Source organism: [Phormidium] sp. LEGE 05292 (assembly GCF_015207735.1).
Lineage (GTDB): Bacteria > Cyanobacteriota > Cyanobacteriia > Cyanobacteriales > Aerosakkonemataceae > Floridanema.
The window spans coordinates 52801-73754 of the sequence record NZ_JADEWG010000011.1; the positions used below are offsets into that span (position 1 = coordinate 52801).

10 protein-coding genes are annotated in these 20954 nt (G+C 39.3%); 5 read left to right on the forward strand and 5 right to left on the reverse strand.

Annotated elements, in window-relative coordinates; translation table 11 throughout:
* Positions 1-182 precede the first annotated feature (182 nt).
* The 5 genes from IQ264_RS05400 (at position 183) to IQ264_RS05420 (ending at position 10651) form a co-directional block, all read left to right on the forward strand.
* Positions 183-1382: a DNA cytosine methyltransferase gene (locus tag IQ264_RS05400; RefSeq protein ID WP_193979370.1), complete on the forward strand. Its 1200-nt coding sequence runs from the start codon at positions 183-185 to the stop codon at positions 1380-1382.
* Positions 1383-1451: 69 nt separating this feature from the next.
* Positions 1452-3887 (forward strand): hypothetical protein, encoded by a 2436-nt coding sequence (locus tag IQ264_RS05405; protein ID WP_228061309.1) that lies wholly within the window; start codon positions 1452-1454, stop codon positions 3885-3887.
* A gap of 198 nt (positions 3888-4085) precedes the next feature.
* A complete protein-coding gene (locus tag IQ264_RS05410; protein ID WP_193979372.1) occupies positions 4086-4604 on the forward strand; it encodes a C39 family peptidase in 519 nt (172 codons plus the stop codon).
* Entirely contained in the window at positions 4601-8572 is a 3972-nt protein-coding gene (locus IQ264_RS05415; RefSeq protein ID WP_228061310.1) for a helicase-related protein, read from the forward strand. Before IQ264_RS05410 ends, IQ264_RS05415 begins: the two co-directional genes overlap by 4 nt.
* A gap of 21 nt (positions 8573-8593) precedes the next feature.
* The gene (locus IQ264_RS05420; RefSeq protein WP_193979373.1) at positions 8594-10651 is read left to right on the forward strand and encodes a hypothetical protein; all 2058 of its coding nucleotides are present in this window, start codon (positions 8594-8596) and stop codon (positions 10649-10651) included.
* 70 nt (positions 10652-10721) lie between these two features.
* Here IQ264_RS05420 and IQ264_RS05425 read toward each other — a convergent pair whose 3' ends face one another.
* From IQ264_RS05425 to IQ264_RS05445, 5 genes are all read right to left on the reverse strand, one after another.
* Positions 10722-14447: a helicase-related protein gene (locus IQ264_RS05425; RefSeq protein WP_193979375.1), complete on the reverse strand. Its 3726-nt coding sequence runs from the start codon at positions 14445-14447 to the stop codon at positions 10722-10724.
* Complete coding sequence (locus IQ264_RS05430; protein ID WP_193979377.1) at positions 14434-17286, reverse strand: hypothetical protein; 2853 nt, start codon at positions 17284-17286, stop codon at positions 14434-14436. Before IQ264_RS05430 ends, IQ264_RS05425 begins: the two co-directional genes overlap by 14 nt.
* Before the next feature lie 510 nt (positions 17287-17796).
* Complete coding sequence (locus IQ264_RS05435; protein ID WP_193979379.1) at positions 17797-18843, reverse strand: Fic family protein; 1047 nt, start codon at positions 18841-18843, stop codon at positions 17797-17799.
* A gap of 53 nt (positions 18844-18896) precedes the next feature.
* Positions 18897-20426 carry a relaxase/mobilization nuclease domain-containing protein gene (locus IQ264_RS05440; RefSeq protein WP_193979381.1) on the reverse strand — a complete coding sequence of 510 codons (1530 nt, stop codon included), beginning with the start codon at positions 20424-20426 and terminating at the stop codon, positions 18897-18899.
* Positions 20426-20887 (reverse strand): hypothetical protein, encoded by a 462-nt coding sequence (locus tag IQ264_RS05445; protein WP_193979383.1) that lies wholly within the window; start codon positions 20885-20887, stop codon positions 20426-20428. Before IQ264_RS05445 ends, IQ264_RS05440 begins: the two co-directional genes overlap by 1 nt.
* Positions 20888-20954: the final 67 nt, after the last annotated feature.

Sequence of the window (20954 nt, forward strand, 5' to 3'; positions counted from 1 at the left end):
ACATCACTCATGTTTCAACGGCTAGAAACACCAGTTAATCATCGTAATGAGTTAATAGTCAGGATTTATTAGAATTTTAAACTTAAATATTATTAAGGGAGTGCTTTTATAATGATTAAGTATATCATCAGTAAGTATCTAAATGTTAATGGTATTAAACTAATTCAAAGGGATATAATTCAATGGAGTTAAAAGCCTTAGATTTATTTTGTGGAATGGGGGGCTTGTCTTGGGGATTGAAGGCTACAGGAGTTATTCAACCATTATGGGCAGTAGATAACTATAAGCCTGCAACTACCATTTATCAATGTAATTTACCAAATGCTAATGTACTAAATATAGATATTTCTAAAAAAGCAAATATCAGAGATTTAATAACAAAAGTTCAATTTTCTAAGGGAGTAGATTTAGTTGTAGGCGGTAGCCCCTGCCGGGGATTCACACAAATTCGGAATGGTCAAGATACACATTCAGATCCTCATAACCGTCTAGCTATCAAATTTGCTGAGATTGTACGTGAATTAAACCCACTAGCTTTTATTTATGAAAATGTACCTCAACTAAAAAATTCTAGAGTTTTTCAGCCGTTTCTAAGAAAATTGAAAGGACGAAACAGCTATCGAGTTACCTATGAAGTAGTAGAAGCAGCAAACTTTGGAAATCCTTCTCGACGTACAAGATTATTCGTAGTAGGGCTGAAATGGGATATTGGGCGGGTTCCCGTTATTCCAACGGGCTTAAATATTCCTCATCATCAATTTTGGCTAAATAGAGATGAGCAGAATGGGAAGATAGTCTACTGTCCAAAACTTGAAGAACCTTGGTGCTCTCGTCTACTTGACCCAAATGACCCACACTTGGTCAATGTGGAACAGGCAATCTCAGATTTGCCAATCCTGGAAGCCAAAACTACTGAGGTGTCTCATCCCTACGCAACTCCACCCCAGAGTGCCTATCAAAAATGGGCTAGACAGGACGTTCAAGAAACCGATGGTCATGCAGTTCCACGCATACGACCAGAAACCAGGGAGCGGTTAAAGGCAATTGTCCCTGGTGGAAACTGGCGAGATTTACCGGAACCCTTAACTTATAAGATTCCTGACGATCCTACAAGTGGGCAACTTAGGCGCAGTCATTACAGTGCATATCGTCGGCTACTTCCAGAAGGGCATAGTCCCACAGTACAAGGTCATGCAGATTTTGCTTACCACTACAAGTATGAAAGAGCGCTCACGCCGCGTGAGTTAGCTCGATTAATGGGCTTTACAGACGATTTTCGACTAGGGCATGAGTATCATTCAGTTGTTCAAGGAATTGGCAACGCTGTACCACCCATACTGGCTTATTCGATCGCTAATTCACTTCTCGCTCAACTAGATTAACTTCATTTGTTAGCAGTTGGTACTACTTTGGGCATTCTATAAGTAACAAGTATTTAGCAGGATAGCAGAGTGTTCGGAGAACAGATATCGGAGGAAATTCTCCTTACTTCCTTCGTGTACTCACAAAAACAGCAAATTTGTCAAGAACAACGGTTATGGGGAGAGATTTTCACAGAAAGTTTGAGGATAGAATGGATGCACCAGGTATTAGACCCCTTACTGGGATGTCTAAAGAGGAAAAAGCACTCAATTCAAATTCATAGATTAGAGAAAGATTTAGTTTATTTATCTGCTATAAGTATTTCTAAGAGCCATCAAATTTTTATTAGTTTTCCTGTCTCTCCCGTATCTTTAGGAATATTATTAATCGCATATTATGCACACCTGCCTAGAGAAGAAAGGGATATTTATAACACTCATCATGCTGTATCAGCCAAAGACTTTGTAATCTGGATTAGACCTCAAGACAATGGTCAAATCTTAACTTTAAGAACAACCAAAGCATTTAATCTTGTAGATATATACGATACTCACTGCGACTTAAACGAGCGAATTGTTTGTTTACCTGTTTATAGATTTGATGAATCATTAAAGAGTGAGCGGCTGAGAGTGGTTATGGTGCGATCGCTCTCAGAAGCCATTGAATTTTTGAAGAAATCTAGATATTGTTCTTTAGTTGTACTTGACGATCCATCTGGACGAACTTATCCATCCCCATCTGCTTTTGGGGAGAGAGCCTTTGAGTTAGCTAGTGTTTGCAGACACAAACAAATTCCGATGGTAAGTATTGTTCCGCCTTGGGTAATGAAAGATATTGAGTACCATGAGAACAATAATTGCGAGGGAATTAAACTCTGGCCTATCGACTTCTTTGCTCTTTGTTCATATCCAGCAGAGCCTAGTCTTTTTACTAATGGTGTAACTTCTCATCCGATAGAGGAGAGCTATTTAATACTTCAAAGAAAACGTCATGCCCTAAATGAGGCAGAGGTAATTATTAAAACCTTTAACTTTGATACAGAAGATGAGGAAAAAATTGCTGAACTTTTTCAAGAAGCTTCAGATTTACTGCTTGATTTAGCCAAACAGCAAAACTTGAGAAATGTTTGGGCTACGGGATGGGAAATATGGCGACATCTCTCGGCACCAGTATTACCTTTTTATCATCTTTGGGGGGAATTTCTAGAAAGCGCATTTAAGCGTTTGCAATCCGCTTCTAATAAATGTAAAGATGACAAGGCATTAATTTTGTCTTATAACTTAAATTCCTTAGCGATGAGGTTATCTAAACTCAAATACAATCCTTTCATAGAAATTATTAAAGCAGCAGATAAAGCAACTATTGTGGCTTTGGAAAATGCAGAAAGAGCCAATGCTTTAGAACAGTTTTTAACGGGAAGTCACAGTCCTTCATCGATGCCTCAAATTTTACCAATCAGCCAAATTCGCGGTCTAGGTGGAGAAAAATTGATAGTTATAGGTCAGCCAAAAGCTTGTTACCGCGATCTCTTACAAACGACTTTTTTTCGGAAAATAGATGTATTACTATGGTCAGTTTTATCTGAGCGTGCTGAAAGGTGGTGGAGCAATTTAGAAGTTGATGCTAGAGAATGGCATCGGAAAACTTGGTTAGCATTAACTGAAAACAAGCAAGTAGGAAGTTATAGTTTTAGTCCCCACTATACATCGGTTCAAGTAGTAAATACAGGAAAAGCTAAGTTATCTAAGAGTATTAATTTATCAAAACTAGAAGAAAGTTTTAGTAGCTTGACTGGAACAGGTTTAGATTCTGGCTTGAGTGAAGCTATTTCGAGAAACTTAGACTGTCACTTTCTAATAGAGTTTGAGCTAGGACTGAAAATCAGAACAGCACCAAGTAGCGAGTTTTTAGTGTTATCGGGTAAACAAGCTCACGTTATTAATGTGAAAGAGCTTACTGCTGGAACAAAGGTTGTACTGTTTGATGGCATGAACAGAGATGAGTTGTTTGCTCAGAAGGCAGGTTTGCTAGAAGATACAAAAGTTAATGTACTCTATCGTGGGTTACTGAAGGGTTGGCGTGAATTAGTCAAACAGCAGGTGAAAAATTCCAATTCCAATTTGAAAACGGTGTGCAGCCAACTTTTTAGTGACACAGGTCTACCTATTGGTGAAGAAACAATTCAATATAACTGGATGAGTGGTGATGACCTTTTGAGCTTACCTCGTGAGAAAGAACATTTCTTTTGGTTTATACCGCCATTAGCTCGTTCAGGTTTTGAAGAATTTTGGCAAAAGGCTAATGAACTAAGAATTAAACGTAGACAACTTGGGCAAGTAATATCTACCTGCGCTCAAGAAGGATGGAAAGACCGAAAACCAGATGAAATTGTCTTTCAATATCAGCAAGTATTCATCACAGTTGGTGAATTACGAGAAGCTATGCAGATTCTAAAAGTTCAGTCCCAACCCAAACTAATTTCTCATTCTCCTGAATTTCCCTTTAATCGTCTTTTTAGAGAATGAGCAGATTGGTTAAGTTAACTAGTGTTGTTGCCTGAGCCTCTCAATTATATGGTTATCTCTGAGTACCTTGACCTGTAAGCTGCACAAGGGATTTAATCAAGAGTAGGGCATTTTTGTGCTAAAAATACCCATAACTTTATTTTAGATAGCACTTGGACGCATTAATCACTTTACTGACTAGCTACTGTTGGGAGACGATTGAATACTGAGAACTCAACGCCTGAACTTTCTGGTGCAGGTGGGAATTGGCAAGTTATTGATGAAGTCGATGACCCAACGGTTATCAAACAGCAAGACCGCGTCTGCTGTGGTCCTGCCTGTGCTGAGATGTTACTGAGAGAGCAGGGAGTCAATAACATTGGCCAGGAAGAAATTGCGACTATTAGGGGAACACCCGTGACTGTTCCTGACCTAACAGAGACACTCAATGAACTAGATCCTAGTGATTTGAGGCGGTGGGTTGGCGGATACTTCCTAATTTCAGAAGCTAGTTCTGCCGAGGTGTTAGAGGTATTAATGACCACAGGAGCTTGGATAGCAGAACTTCGAGAACATGGAGTGCGGGTGCGTCTGGCTCACTTAGTCGTCGTTGATGGTTTTGATGGTATTGGGAGAATCCTAATCAGAGACCCGTGGGATGGCACCAAGTATAAAATGGATAAAGAGGAATTCTTACAATACTGGACGGGTCAAGGTATTTACAAGCGAGAATTATGAAAACCCAAGTCTTGAACATTCAGCCTATGCCTGACAACGACTCCCTCAAGGTCTGGATGTCGATTGGGGATAAGCAGCGCCAGTTCAGATTCTCTCGAAAAATTGATCGGATTGCAAATCGTCAGCTGCAAATTATCAGCTATGAAAGTGACTTTGGAGAAACTTTTAAATTTAACCAACATATTGTTGGTGAGGTGATGAACTTAGTCCGGCAGTTTTATAAGGGTGATACTATTGAATTACCTCAAGAAGTTGGCGATTTAGGTACTCCAGAACAAGCATTAGCTTTACAAAAACCTTTCAAACAAAAAGTGCTTAATAATTTTTCTACTCACTCTTCATCCACTGACCCTGAATCAATTCTCACTGATAAAGGGTTGAATGTATATGATTCTAAGAGACAGGAAAAGCACCTGCAATTTGTTGAGAGTTTTTATCGGCGCATACGGGGTCATATTACAGGAACATCTGAGCATCGAAGCGTTATCAGAAGTTCCACTGAACCTAGACGTTTGATGCCAACTGGCTACCTCTCGCCGTTACCAGCTGCTTCAACAGTCAGCAGCGAGCAGCAAAATAATTTTCGTCCAAGTAACTGTGGTTTAGCGATTAATTTAGCACCAGACTGGGATAAGAAACAGTTGCCGATCGAATTAAAAATTCGTTTTAGTGTTTTCTTGCCTAAGCTCGATTTGAGTAAAGCTGCTGAGAGGTCACTCCGCCCAATGTGGCAGCGTTTTGATGTCAGTGCTTCTGTCAATTCGAGGATTCAAGATTTATTATTTGATGGTTCTCCTACCCTCACTAAACTTAATCAGGACATTACAGAACAACTAAAAAAGATAACCGAAGCACATCAGAATGATTCATTGGCTTGGCTCTTTGAACTCAAACCAACTATTGATGATTTGACTGACCAAGAAGTTACCTTTGTTAAAGAAAATCATCAAAAATTACAGGTTGAACTCTGTAAGCGAGTGGCTAACAAAAAGAATAAAAATAAGAACGATAGTACGGCTGTTGATAGTGAGATTCAGCCGGGACAAGTTGCTCCCGTTAACTTCAAAGTTACGGTAGAAGTGCAAAAGCGAAATTTAGGGGGTCAGACGAGATTACGGCTATTTTTGAGAAACAAGAGTGACCAGATTGATGTTTTCGGCGACCCAAGAGACACGGGCTTGTTTGGAGCTTGTTTGGAAGTTAAATTACCGAAAGAAATTTGGCAACCAATAGAATTATCTCGTTTTCAAATATCTTATCAAGTTAATTCCACTGTTCCTGCTCAAGGAATTAACTGTACACCCCAATTTGAGAATATTAATAATGATGTAGTTTGGATATGGACTGAATTTTTACCAATTTATTGGCAAAAAAGGCTTTATACTGCTGGCATTCAAGCGCCTTTTAAGAATTTGGCAAAAGCTGATGGAGATGCTGACCTTCAAGTACTCCGAACGATTTTAGAAAAAATGCAGGAGTATCGAGATAATTGGCAAGGGTTAATTAACCAAAAACATCCACAAACAGGAGGGACTCAACATAGCTCTGATGCTCAAAAAGATTTGGACAATTTTCAACAAGAAATTCAGCGGTTTGAGTTAGGTATTCAGGTCTTATCAAATCCAAAATATGCACAGTTGCGGCGAGCTTTTAATCTAATGAACCAAACGTTCGCCGAAATTGACGATAAACGCAAACAGCGTAATAAATCTCCTTATGAAAACTGGCGACCTTTTCAGATAGTTTATATTGTTTCTAACCTTGCTGCTTTAGCAGCGCGACAATGGACAGGAGATTTTGCTAGTAACGCTCTAGCACAGGTTGACCATGCTGCTGTGGTTCATTTCCCAACAGGCGGCGGTAAATCTGAGGCTGTGATGGGAATTATTCTGACTCAAGCATTTTTCGATCGCTTGCGGGGTCGAGATTGGGGTGTAGTAGCTTGGTTACGGTATCCTTTACGCTTGCTAACTTATCAGCAGTTGCAGCGCTTTCTGGATACTTTGGTTGTTGCTGATGAAATTAGAAAAACACAACCAGATTTAGCTAAAACACCTGAATTTACAGTGGGTTATTACGGCGGTCGAGATAATAGCCCTAACTCTCTTAAATCTGTTCCTAGCGAAGCCGAAAAGTATATAGGGCAAGCAAAAAGCAAGATGCAGGCTGCGGGTGTACAACCTCCTAAATATTTAACCTTGGCGGATGTTGGCTACTACGTTCCTAGCTCTATCCAGCAGTATCGTATGGTGATGCGTTGCCCTTATTGTGGATCGGAAAATGTTCACACTTTTATTGATTCACAAACCAAAGAACTTCGACATCGCTGTGGCCCTCTCAATGAACCTTTACCTCAAGGTGATTGTGGTCGGGAAATTCCACTCTATATTGTTGATGAAGATATTTATAGCCGACTACCGACTTTGCTGGTAGGAACTCTCGATAAAATTGCTAACATTACGTTCCGTCCTGCTAGTCGAACTTTATTTGGTGCCGTATCACATGAATGCTCGGTGCATGGTTTTGTTGCTAACTGTAGTTGTCACAAACAAAATTCTGTGGGGGGATGTACTCGTCGAAATTTAAAATCCCTCTCCACACCACCTGTTGACCCTGGTATCCCTATCATTTTTCAGGATGAGTTACACCTCCTGCGTGAAGAGTTGGGGACTTTTGATGGTCATTATGAAGCTCTCATTGATGCTATTCACCAAGAACGAGGAGCTAACCGCCCTAAAATACTAGCAGCAACCGCAACGATTGAAGGGGCAGAACAACAAATCAGGCATCTTTACTGGCGAGAATTATCTCAATTTCCAGTGCGAGGGCCTGCTCAGGGGCGCAGTTTTTATGCAAACGAGCATAGCCGTTATGTAACCAGAGGCTTTGTTGGACTACGCCCGACAGCCGCAAATGCCCTTGATGCGTCAATGGCTTTAATTTTATCTTTGCGAACTGAGTTAGAAATTATTCGTAATGAACCTACAAAATATAAGGTTGAGTATGGACTCGGTTCTTTAAATGATGATGAATTTTTGCAGTTGGTTGATGAGCATGACCTTTGCTGTACTTACGTAAACTCAAAAAATGATGGTTCTGATATTCGACGTTCTATTAATGAACAAGTAAAAGCAGTATTACGAGAACAGTTTGGAGAAGACAAAGCCAATGCTATGCTTCCAGAAGCAATAACTCTTTCTGGTGATGATGGCATTGATGTAGTTAAAGAAGTTCTCAAGCGGATGGAAACACCACAGAGAAATTTAAAACAAGATGACCCAGAAAGATTATCAGATGTAGTAGCAACCAGTTTAATTTCTCATGGTGTGGATATTGACCGACTCAATTTAATGTTGTTTTATGGATGGCCCAGCACAACGGCTGAATATATCCAAGCATCAAGTCGTGCTGGACGAACTGTTCCTGGTTTAGTGTTTATTTTATTCAGACCGCAACGCGCTCGTGAAAGAGGAATTTTCGACTATTTTGTGAAAGCGCATGAATATTTAGACCAAATGGTGGAAGCTGTTCCTATTGACCGCTTTGCTCACAATGCACTTTATAGAACAGCTTTTGGTTTGTTGCTTGGGCGTTTATTGCATATTGATGGTCCTGCAACGCGACCAGGAAATCAGGAAATAGATATAGCAGAATTAGATAAACTTGATAAATTGCGAGATCTAATTTATGGTATGGGGGTGGGACGTTCAGCTATTAATATCAGCGCGGTAATTAACAAAATTCCTACAACTCTTAATCCAGATAAATTGCCAGAAGGAGAGGTTTTTCAAACAGCACTTAGCTTACTAGAAGAGGCTTTTTTATCGCAAATTGACCGTATTGTACAAAAACCTGAAGAACCAAAACAAGTAACTAGTGGTCTAACTAAAGATGACATCCCTCATGATTTCCGCTTATTGTTATCTCTTAGGGATGTAGATGCAGGTATTCGTATTATTGGGAAGTAACTACTTTTAACAGAGGAATATATGAATCAGCAAGTATATAGTCGTTCTAAAGGTCAAGTTTTACGCCGCTTTGAACCAGGAATTGTTGTTACAATTCCTACGGGGACAATTGAAATTAAAAAACATGATGTCCGTAGAGTATATGACCTTAGTAAAGATTTACCTGAAGTTATACGTCAAGAATTAAATCGCTGGAAACATCTGGATAGTCAGATGAAAAAATTCCTTGAACGAAAAGCAGAATTAGTACCTGTATTGACAACATCTGTTTTTGGAAAGAGATTAGATGTCAGAGAGTGTGCCAAATGTGGAGCAATTCGTTACATGAGGCAATGGAAAGGAGAAGCGGATGCTCCCTGTCATCGTTGTAGTCATCCGATACTAAATGAAATTCCCTTTGTGTTTGCTCATGTAGACGGCACAATGATTCAACTCCGCCCTGAAGAATGTCCCGAACATAGTTACAAATATCTCATTCTGGAAAGGGGTTCTCGCAAACGTTGGCGTTGTAAAGTACCTAATTGTAGTCATGCACAAGATATACAGCAATTTCTGCCAAAAAATTCTCCTATAAAAAGCGAAAAAGTTATTGAAAAAATAAAGCTAGATACTGGAAATGAACCTAGCTTAATAATGCGACTAACAAACATTTCAGATAGCAAATTGCAAGTGGTTCATTCAATTTCTCGTATTAATCCTACTTCAAATGTCGAAATTTTTTTAGGATGTCCTGAATCACTGCCAGCAATTCTTTCTATTCATCTAGGTTATTTCAATTATCAAGCTGAAAACATTTCTCAACTAACAGACATGATCCGAGTGGTTGGTAAAGGAACTCAGGAAGACGATAAGCAAGTAGAGCAACTCATCAAAACACTAAAATTAAGTGGTTTAGATGATGCAACTATTCAAACTATTCTCATTAATAATAAACAAGTTCAAGAGAGTGAGGCAGGAGGCCCAGTAGTTGCGGAATTAAGAAAAGCATTAAATCAACTTTCTACAAGTACCCAACAACTTTTAGGAGATGCTAAAGCTGAAAGAGAAACGCGCGATGCTGGAGAAAAGTTAACAACAGCGCAGGATAATGCTCGTACTCTTCGAGAGCAACTGAGCGACTATGCTGTGCTATTGGATTTAAAACGTAAAACCCTTGATGATACTGTCAAGGATTTAGGTAAAATTAGCTCTCCCTTCTGTGCCAATCTACAAGCAGCAGGGGATTTAATGCGTAAAAGCCTGGGAATTAATCAGGTTACGGTGATTCAAGACTTACCTGTTTTGCATCTTGCTTATGGGTATACTCGCCTATCTCACCAACCAGAAGCTGCTGTATTGTGGGCATTTGACCGCGAAAACTTTGATTTACCGGGTGAGGAACCAAAGGGAAACTGGATTCCCATGCCTGTTTATAAACTAACAACAGAAGCACTTTCCTTTCAGTTTGATGCTAAACGGATTGTGAAATGGCTCCATGCCAATAATTTAGCTCCCGCTCCAGCTAGCATCAGTGAACCAACACTTTGGCTTTTGGAGCGTCACAGTCGGATTTCTAGCCGTAGTGGGCCAGCTTTTGATGATAATTTGTCTCCAGATTTTCTAATTCCCTGGTTAGTAAGTTCGGCGTTACATAGTGCTAATCATCTTTTGATAAAAGCGATCGCTGACCAAAGTAGCTTCGGCGAAACTGCTCTTTCTGAACATTTACTTTTTAGTCTCAACCAAACCATCGTTTTTGTAAATCGCTTACAAGAATTTTCTCTTGGCGGGCTGAAAACCTTCTTTGAACAACGTCTAGACCAAGCATTCCAGAGCCTTTTGCAAGAAAGAGGTGATTGTATGTTTGACCCCTACTGCGAAGAAACTTTAGGTGGAGCTTGTAATGGGTGCTTGCATTTACCAGAAGTAGTGTGTCGCCTCTTTAATAATGCTCTCAGCCGGATATTGCTTTATGGTGGAGATATCAGTGCTGAAACAGAAGAGGCTGGAGTCAGAAAAACACTATGGAAAAACCCTAATTTATCTGAGTTAATTGGGAAAGAGCAGTTTATCGGTCTGTGGGATGGCGGCTTGGATTAAGCTATAGCTCCAATATCGTTATCTCAAATATCCACTATCTCAGTCTAGTCTTGTCAGTTAAAATTTGAAGTCAATCTTCTTGGGAAAGAATCAGATTAAGAATATTCATTTCTTTCGACTGAAAAAGCTGATTTTCATCAAATAGACTTTTCCCAAGCTTATCCATTGCACCACTATTAAAGACGACATAGGGGATATTTTGATAATTAGAGTCGATCGGTATAATGTTGTGTGCTAAAGAAAGTGTCTGAACATACTTTGCCAAAATATCCCTAAAGGATGGATTAGATACCCTCCTATCGTCTGCAAAATATTCTTCAAAAGCATTAATAGCTATAAATGTCTGTATGGGCAAAGCGTAATAACGGTCTGAACACATTGAAGTCTGGCTTAGTTTTTGCGATCGCTCCAATTCACTAAAGAGCGTTTGCGCTAAATCTATCAGAGAATCTACTGCTCTAGTAATTTGTTTCGGGTATTTTCCTGATTTGACCAAAAGCTGAAGTTTACTGATAAATTCTTTATTTCGTTCAGGGTCAATAATTTTGTCTAAGTCAATGTAATTTGTTTCTTTTACAAGTTTTTTAGATAACGGCACAATTAGCAAACTACCTCTGACGTATGTTTTTTCAATAGGTGGGAGACTAAGCAAATTATCTAAGCTATTCTCTATTTGTGATAAGATTTTAAAGCCTATTGAAAAATAGGATACTTCCCCATCTGAAGAGAGTAATGAATTTCGAGACAGAGAGCTAATTTCAATTTTTTGGACAGCAAGCAATTCGTCCAAAGCCTTCTCTACATCTCGTAATAAATTATCTCCTGGTTGTTTTTTGTGCAGTTTACGAATTTCCTTCAATAAGTTAGCCAATGAGCCAATAAATGTTTCCCCTGCTTGACTCAGCGACTTACCTCCAATAGGAATAATCACGTAACGCTTTCTACCTATTTGACCTGATCCCATAATCCTAGTCATAATAGAAGCTTTGAGAATAATTAGAATGTTTAGCACATTCAAACAACTCTCTTGTAAAGACAGCTTAGCAAGTTTCTCTGATTCATCTGTACTTAATGGCTTTCCATCATCATCGGCTGTTTTGGAGTAATAAACCGCTTTATCGGATAAGTAAAAAATCAGGTTCTTTTCACCTTTATCTAAATCACCTCCTCTGCCTCGGTAAATCACCTGAATTATTTCCATCAAATTTTGCTCAACTTGGAACCCAGGAATTTTTACAATAATATACTTGGCGTTATGGAAAGATAAGCCGCGAGATGCAGCGGCAGTCACAAATACTACTTTAATTTTGGATTCATTTTGGTATTTTTGAATCTCCACTTCTTCCCAATCTAAAAGGTCGCCGTGGATTTCCAGATATTCTTCATGCAGCTTAAAGCTAGGTCGCGTTTTGCCAATATCATTAATTAACCGCTTGAGGCTCTCTTTGTTCTGAATGTAAACTATAATCTGACCGTCATTTATCGCCAGTAGCCGAAGAATATCCTGTTGAATTTTGTCAACTACTTTATTCTCTAAAGTGAAATCGCTCTCTATATTCTGTTCTGAACTTACTGATTGGATAAATACGTCATAGTCAATAGTAAGTTTAGAAGCGGGATAGGAATTCGCATTAATAAGAGTTGCAGGCTTACCTATAAAATTAAAATTTTCAATTGACAAGCATTTACCCATTGAGCCTGAAACTTGCCTAACAAATATTTTATCTCCCTCAACCTTGCTGTCAGATAGATGGCTATTCACTACGTCTTGTATAGTCAGCGAGGCATCGGCAGTAATCACTTTAATATTGAAACCATATTCAGGATTTAGTAAATCATATTCTTCAATAAACTCTATAATGCCATGCAGAAAAGCTACTCCTTCTGGAGAACCCGTAATTTCGTCAATCATAATGAAGATGTTTTTCAGGCGATTAGCGAGTTCTTTCATTTTCTTTGGGATAACACCACGATGCTGGCTTGAAGAATTATAAGCACTACTAAAAATTCTGCTTAAATGCTTTAAAGTGTTACCGTAGCGCGTTTCCTTTAGGGACTGAATCGATGCCGTAGCAACAATATTATTAGGTAAGTCAGGAGCGATAATACAAGTGTGAATTGCTTCACATAAGCTTGCTATAACTCCTTTTTGGTTAGGTTTTTCCACTTGTACTAGGTTATCCGTGTATCTAGAAAATCGACTTTGGCGCTTAAATGATTTATCTTTTAGGTTCCTAGCATCCAAGAATTGAACTTGCCGTCCTCTTTCAAAATCACCTTGAAATTTGTTGCTACAGTATTCGACAGCATAACCACTATTGGCATCAAGTATGGCTTTGTTGGTGTTAATGCAAATTAAATTGTCGGAGCGTAATAGACCGCTATTTTTGTCTATAAACTTATCTACAATATCGCGGTTAACTTGAATGCGAGGGCTGACGTAAATCAGAAGCGACCCTTGCTCGGTCTGTTGAAGAAATTGTTCTGCTACTGCGGTTGTCTTACCAATACCAGGATTTCCGGTCAAAAATAAAAATGGTCTAGTTGTATCTTTAAGTGCCTGCTGTATCAAATTGGCATGAGCATTTCTCAATTCAATTTCTTCTTGTCCTAGATTTAGCGAAAGCCTTACTGATTCAGGAATCAAGTCAGCCGTATTGAAAAAGTCTGTTTTCGCCTCAAAGACTTCCTGGTGATTAATACAGGTTATTGTGTCTTTTTTAGCCTCAACTATGTCCTTAACAAACTTTCTCCCATCCTGAAAGCTTCTAGCCGCATTGCTTTGAATCACTTCAAGGACTTGGCTGCGGTTATCATCAATATCTTTGAAACTTTTTTCTTTGTAGATATAGTAACAAGTCTTCAAAATGCCCAGGTTATCTTCGCCCTCATTGATTTCTTTAGTTAGGGCAATACCGTTAATCATTCTGTCACTATACCCAAAGCAGTTAAATTTCACTGCATCTGCTGGTGCGATTTTACCTGATGACAGCAGAAATTTATAAAAACTCCAAGCGTAACTACAAGCTTGGATAACCTTAACTGCTTCCTTATCTTTAGTCTTGAAAGCAGAAAAGTATTGCGCCAAGTCTTTGGAGTAAATCTCGTTTAGCTGATTGTTTTTATCAGCACTATTACCCGTATCAATGTCGAGTCCACAAAATCTAGACTTGGATAGCACATAGTTCAACTCGGTACGTAGCAAGTCTTTCAATGTTTGGATATTATGTAGGTTAGTTACAGAATGAATAGCTGAAGTTGTAAAGGTGGATAAGTCTACAACTAGAATTCGATAATACTTACCTAAATATCGAGTTAACAAGAGAGTGTCGGCTTTGAGAAACTCGCCAGTGTCTTTGTAGTAATTGATATCAACATTTTCAAAGCCTTGACTATCCAAAATTTCTTTGTAGTAAATATAATCATCTTTCTCTGGAATTGTGTAAAAGACATTTTCGTTGTGGAAATCGCACTGAAAATAGAGAATTTCTATCTTGCTATCACTACGCCAGCCAGTTGCTTCTCTATACTCTCGCACAAAGCTATAACCTGATACCCACCCTTTTTGGAGAAATAACTTGACCCAATCTCCAATAATTTCTTTATGAGATTTATCAATGTAATCTTTAGCAATAGCCTGCTGGATTTTGTGCAAGTGTACCTGACTTAAACCTTGCAGATAAATCTCGCCATAAGGCTGTTGAAATTTGGATTGCTGAAAGTAAGTAAGAAAGCCAATATTAAAACCTATTTCAAATACCCGACCTAAGCTGATGCCTAACTTATTTTTTGTCATAAAGCGCACTCCTGATGCTGGTCAAGAAGGCTAAGTTGTTAAATTTTACATTTCTATTTGTGTAAGTAAAAGTAGAGACTGTACCGATACCTTCATCACCAATTAACTTGCTGTAAGGATTAAGCTTAAATGCTATGTTTCTATTGACTTCGTATCGGGAGAAATGAAACAGAGTAATATACTGCAAAATTGTTTGTTGTAAAGTTGAGTCTTTGTCTAGTAAACCCATCATAATATCTTTGGTGTCTGAAGGATCGTAAATATTTAAGAGAGTGCTGTAACAGACTACGCTATTAAAAATAGTACGCTTTTTATCTACTGAACGACCAGTGAAAAGATTGAGAAATACTCTAGTTTTTTGGCTTTTGTCTACAGATAGTTTTTCCAACTCTTCGATATCTGGAATATAAAAAGAATCTATTTTTCCAGAAGTGAGGTTTATGGCAGGGTATGTATCCATAAACACTGGGTAAAGCTTAATATCTGGCTTCCCTTGTTTCAGATACTTGATTACATCCTGAGACATGAAAAATAATGATTCTGGATCTGATTCAAATTGTGTTAAACCCAAGCTTCTCGTATAAGGAGCCTTAGCTATATATAAAATATGTCGATAATCCTGCTGATAAAGCTTGGTAATTTCATCGCTGACAATCGTTGGCTCTTTGTACATCCGATAATGCTTTTCGTTGTCAGAAAATGTTTTGAATGGTTCAATCTTTATGACTGTATCAGATACTTTGTTAATCAGGATAATTTCACCATATATATTAGATTTCCTGGTATCTCGATCTTTTTCATCCCATACTGCATCACTCAACCAGCTAGAAACTACAATAATTGCCAGCTTATCTAGTTGAGGTTCGTATCCGCTTTGAAACTTAAATTTTTTCGGAACTAAGGAATACATTGATGAAAGAGCTTGTTGTACGCGAAATTTAAAACTTTCATCTGGCATCCCAAATTTTTTAATGTTAAGTCCTTGGGCATCTGCAAGGCAGTCTCTTCGTAGGATGTGGGCTAAAGCTTTGGTTAAAGAATTTAAAAAATCTTCATCTTCTGTTGTGTCTGTAATGTCGCTGAAATGAAATCTAAAAATTGGGATAAATAGTTTGTCAGCTATTTGCTCCCTGCAAATGCTGAGGCATAAGTAAGTTAAAATTGTAAATACCTGACGATATATTCTTGCTTCTGGAGATTGAATTTTATTAAAAATATTTTCTCTTAAATTTTGATATCTGTAGGGAATAATGATAACTTTTTTGTTGTTAAAATATTGTTTATATATCGGGTGATAATCCCATTCTTCTGTTGTGACACCTTGATTATTTGTGGTGTATTTAACCTGTTGTGGAGCAAATACCACAGGCATTGCTTTTATCCCAAAAATATCATGTTTCATGGCAAATTCTTGTTGTTCGCCATCTGGAAAGTAGCGAATATCGTCAAAAGTAAAAGTGACAGCCAATGATGTTAAAGATTCTGGATTAACTTCAGGTGGTTTGACTTCGATATAGGCTAGAGCCTCTCTAGTTTTTTCCTTAGCTTTCGATTGGTCTTCTTGGTTTAAATCAAGGGAAAAGAAACTCCGAGAGTTGAGAATTTTCGCTGGTGTCTTTTTGAGAAGACTCTTGTTAATAAATATTTGTACAAATTTGGAAAATGGCTCTAATATTTCCTTTTGATTAAGAAAAGTTTTTAACAAACTTTTTAAAGCATTGACTTTACTAATTACCTGCCAATCATTCTGATTTAAGATTAAATTTTTAATTTTACATAACAAATCTTTTACTTGCGTATCTGTTGCTTTAGCATCATCAATAGCATCAGACTTCAATTTACTTAAAACATCCTTCTCAAATTTTTCAATAGGATTGTAACTTTTATCTGGAATTTTTCCATTTTCATCAACTGCAAAGATAAAATAATATAAGCAAGCAATTTTTAAAACTTTAATTTTAAAGTTTTTAGCTCTGGCTGGGTCATTAAGTTGCTCTTTGTGACGTTGACTGTTGGGGTCGATTTCAGTCATGTAGTAATCAAGAGCCGAGTCTTCGTTATAAGCATTTACGGCACCATTTAGTTTCAGCCTTAGACCCAAATTAAATTCCTTTATGCCTCTATCTTTATCTATACTTTCTCCTATAACTCCTTCATAATCAGGGATGATGGGTAGCATATCAAAAGCATTAGCTTGAGAGAAAGCAGTCCTGAGATCAAGCGTTTCTTTCAAGTAACTTACTTCATAATGTGGGCCATCTAACTCTGGATTGTTGATATAATTTGAAAATGCTTTTAGTCTGGCAATCAAAGTCTCTAAACATTCAAAACCCAGAGCATTAGTTTTGCTGAGGTTAGTCTTGGCACATTCGTTTCTCAAGTATTCTAGGTAATCTATTTTGACATCTCGCAGCAGTCTTGGTAGCGATTCAGTATCTACTATTTTTCTGAGTTCTGTAATCTCTGATGGTTTTTCCTTGTCTTGATTTGATATATTAGCCAACAGATCGTTCAGTTCTTCCCAATCTTGTGAATTGGGGGAAGCTATAGTATCGATATAAGCTTTGAGGCTAGCAGATAATTTTTCATCAAACTGTAACAAGCCTTCAAACCGGACATTGAGATGATGAGCTTTAATGACTGATTGAGTACCATTGCGTCTTGTTTCAGCCAAACTATTCTCTATAGTTAAGCGCTGAGATCTAAAACTGTGGGTTGTGTTAAAAGGATAGTTAAATGGTAAAGCTGCCTTATCACTATTAAATTGAGACAGTTCTGTACAAAGATTCTCTACACAAGCTTTGGTTTGGTTCTCTCCGGCAACAGTATCGAGTTGCATCTTCAATTCATCTCGGATAGCTTGAATTTTAGAGTAAAACTCTGTTTCCGAACTAAAATTTACTGTTGCTGCTCGGATACCCACAGTTTGGGTCAAAGGATTTGCTGGTAAATTCTCTTTTTTTGTAGCAATTTCATAGGCAATTTTGTAAGCAGAGATTAAGAGTCGATTTTTATCCTCGGAAAACTTGAAAATATTATTTTTTTTAAGCTCTTCTAGAATTGAGTCAAGTAATGGGTTGTAGTCTAATTTGGCTAAGGGGTCTGAGTTTTCCTCAAAAGTATGTTTAGATGTCATTGGGGAACCACAGATGGAATAATCTAACTATGATAACCGACTTAGCAATCCGTATATAGCAACCAAAAACTCTAACTACACTACATTTAGCGTGTGTGACATTTGAGGATGCGGAATGTGAGTTGTAAAACAATACTTCTTTAGAGTCTAACGGAAATCAAGCTTAAATAGGTACTAAATAGCTGCTCAGTACCTAATTAATAGGTATAGTACCTATATCTTCCGCCAACGAGCATCCGGGCCACGACCCAAACATTCCAGCCGTCCAGCATCTCGCTCTTGCCGCAGAATGCGACGAATCAGGTCAATTCCCACAGTGGGACATCGTTCCTGTAAATCCCTGACAGAGAATTCAACAGGCAAATGGCTAATGGCATCTACCACCATCGCGGTTTTAGCACCCTTGACCGAAGTGACTAACCCAACCCGCTGCTCGAACTCCCGATAGGCAGACAACACCACTACTCCCAGAAAATATTCCCACCAAGGCAACAAACTATGCTGCCCTTGGTGCCAACTCTGCGAGGATTGGTAAAGCGTATCGTAGTAACTTTCCTTGGTGCGTTCGACAATTCGTTCCAAACTGATAAAACGCCCCACCTCGTAACCAGCTTTGTATAACAGCAGCAAGGTGAGAAGGCGAGCCATCCGTCCATTACCATCTAGAAAAGGGTGGATGCACAGAAAATCTAACACATAAGAAGGAATAAGCAACAACGGCTCGATTTCACCGGACTGCCAGAAGCTATTGAATCGTTCGTGCAAGCGTTCCATTGCCTCCGGTGTAGCATAAGCCGAAACTGGTTTAAACCTCACAACCTTTGTGCCATCGGGATGAGTTTCGCTGATTTCATTATCCACTGACTTCCAGCGTCCCCCTTCTCCAACAGAAAACTGGTAGAGGTCGCGGTGCAGCTGTAGTACCACCCCAGGTGTGAAGGGGATGTGGGCATAGCTGGTGTGAATTGTGTTTAGCACATCGCGGTAGCCAGCGATTTCTTGTTCGGAGCGATCTCGCGGTATAGTTTTTTCAGCAACCAGTTCCTTGATGCGTTCCAAAGGTGCGGTGATACCTTCAATGCGGTTGGAGGATTCGGTACTCTGAATGATGGCTACTTGGCGCAGGGTTTCCAGTGCTTGAGGTGCCTGCTCTTTGAACAACTCCTGCTTACCCTTGTATTCTCCAATCAGGCGGATGGTTTGGAGGAGTCCTTGGGTAATCGACTGTTCCTCAATGAAGCCTGCTTCAAAGGATTGCATGGGCAGTTCCTATCAACCAAACTCCACCTTGTTTTGACAACAGATAACCCACGTTACAACTCCAATTCTTGTTGCTTGCTTTTTTGGTGTCGATCGCTCACTTCACGTTCCCGCTTTTGTTGCATCGCCTGTCGGATAAACGGTAAAACCTTTTCCTGAAAATAGTTGGTGGTTTCTTGAGTCAAGCTAGAACCGTTCTCAACCCAGCACCGACTCTCATCATCCCACTCAGCTTTCATAATTGGCTTTTTACTACCAGTTTCCCACAAAGTCAAACACTCCTCATCCCACTCGGCAGTGTAGTGTTTGCCAACCGAGAGATTTGTCTCCTCCAAATTTAGAACAGCCGCAACAATCGGTGCAACAATATTCACCCGCTGTTGCTGTTCCCAGTACTGACTCTCTAATTCCTTAATCAAATTTTCTGTAAGCGCGATCATAGCGTGAACCTCCCAGGAAGTCATTTCACTTTCCGTAGGTAGCGCCTCCCATGCGTCGCCATTGCGTTTAGCACGCAGAATTTCAGATTGATTTGGCGTGCGCCGCAGGGAAATTTCATCTGAGGAAATCCGCAATGCAGTAAACTCAGAATCAACATAGCGATCTGTGTGCAACAACAAAAGTTCGTTAATATCAGATGCAAACATCGCCGTGCATTCAATCTGATTAGCACTGATAGACACTAACTCTTGAGAGTCCTCCTCTTCTGGCAGCATCTGCACCTTTTCACCAGCTGCTACTGTTCGTAAAATTGGCAAATCGCGGGTCTTATCGTAAGAAACTCCCCGTATTTCTTGCAGTTTTCTCCAACTACAGTTTTTCAAGCTAGACCCCCGACACCGGAATTCTTCATACTCAAACGCCAACCCCTTCATTTCATCCCCAATGATAGTGGGGTAAACATCAACCCCCTGGTCTTGAAGTCTGGCAACAAAGGTAATAATAGAAGGGTTGTCCCTGGTTGCTGCAACCACCAACCGTTCCAGTTTCAACTTAGTGGGTTCTTCTGGTGGTTTATCTCGCAGTCCGGTTTCAAAATCCTGCTGTTCTCGCATCATCCGGCGCTTTTGTCCGGTAGTAGGTGCAGAGTATTCCGCCTCACTGCTAGGAGTAACTTGGTAAAGATTCCACTGCTGTTCGATTTCTCGCGTCAGTTTTTCAGCTTTTGTTTTATCTTGCCAGTCATTAATGCGAGTAAAATTTTCGCACTCAAATGTATGAATCATGATATGGACGTGAGGCGGTGCATCTGGATTATTTAATAACTGACTCTCTGTGGGTTTATGCTTAATTATCAGCCACAGATTATTGGTGTATCCCAACCCATTGACCATAAATTCTCCGATGTCTAGCCAGTCGTCTGGAGTTAGGCGATCTGAGATATGCGGACTCATAGTAACGTGCTTAGTATCCTTATCTGTGCGAGAATTCTGCTGGCTGATAGCCCTCCACTCTGCCATAATCTGTCCGTAAGTTTGTCCCGCTATATTACCCCCATACAACTCAAATTCCTTCTCTTCATCCATGAGATAGCGCAACAAACCACCGGGGTTACTACCAGTAGGGACAACTTTCGTCAGCATCAGTCCCAGTCCTCCCCATCAAAGTCCGACTCCGTTGAGATTTCCTCACTTTCATTTTCAGAATTTTCATCAACACCAGATAATTGCAGTCTTACTTCCTGCAACTCTTGGCGCACTTCCATCAGCAAATTCTGCACATCAGCTATTTTCTCAGTCAACTGTTGGTGAGTTGGTTTGGAGATAGATTTTTGTGCTTCAGTAGAAGCGATCGCTTTTTGTAAATCTTTCTCTAACCCTCTGAGTTTCAAGTTAAATTGTCCTAATTGTACGCTCGTTCTGGCATTAATCGCTGGTACTTTTGGCGGGCTAACCGGACGACCTTCCACTCGTCGTCTGATAAACTCAGCTAAGGGTAAAGCATAAAACGATGCCATCTTATGCCACCTGTCTTTTTCAGCAGGAGTCAGGCGTAGCAAATAAGAAGAACTCTTCTCCTTTTTCCGTTGTGGTTGTGACGGCATATTGCTGCAAAGTGTATATATGCAATCCCTGCTTGTTTTTTCCTAAGCTCAGGGATTTGGCAAGTTC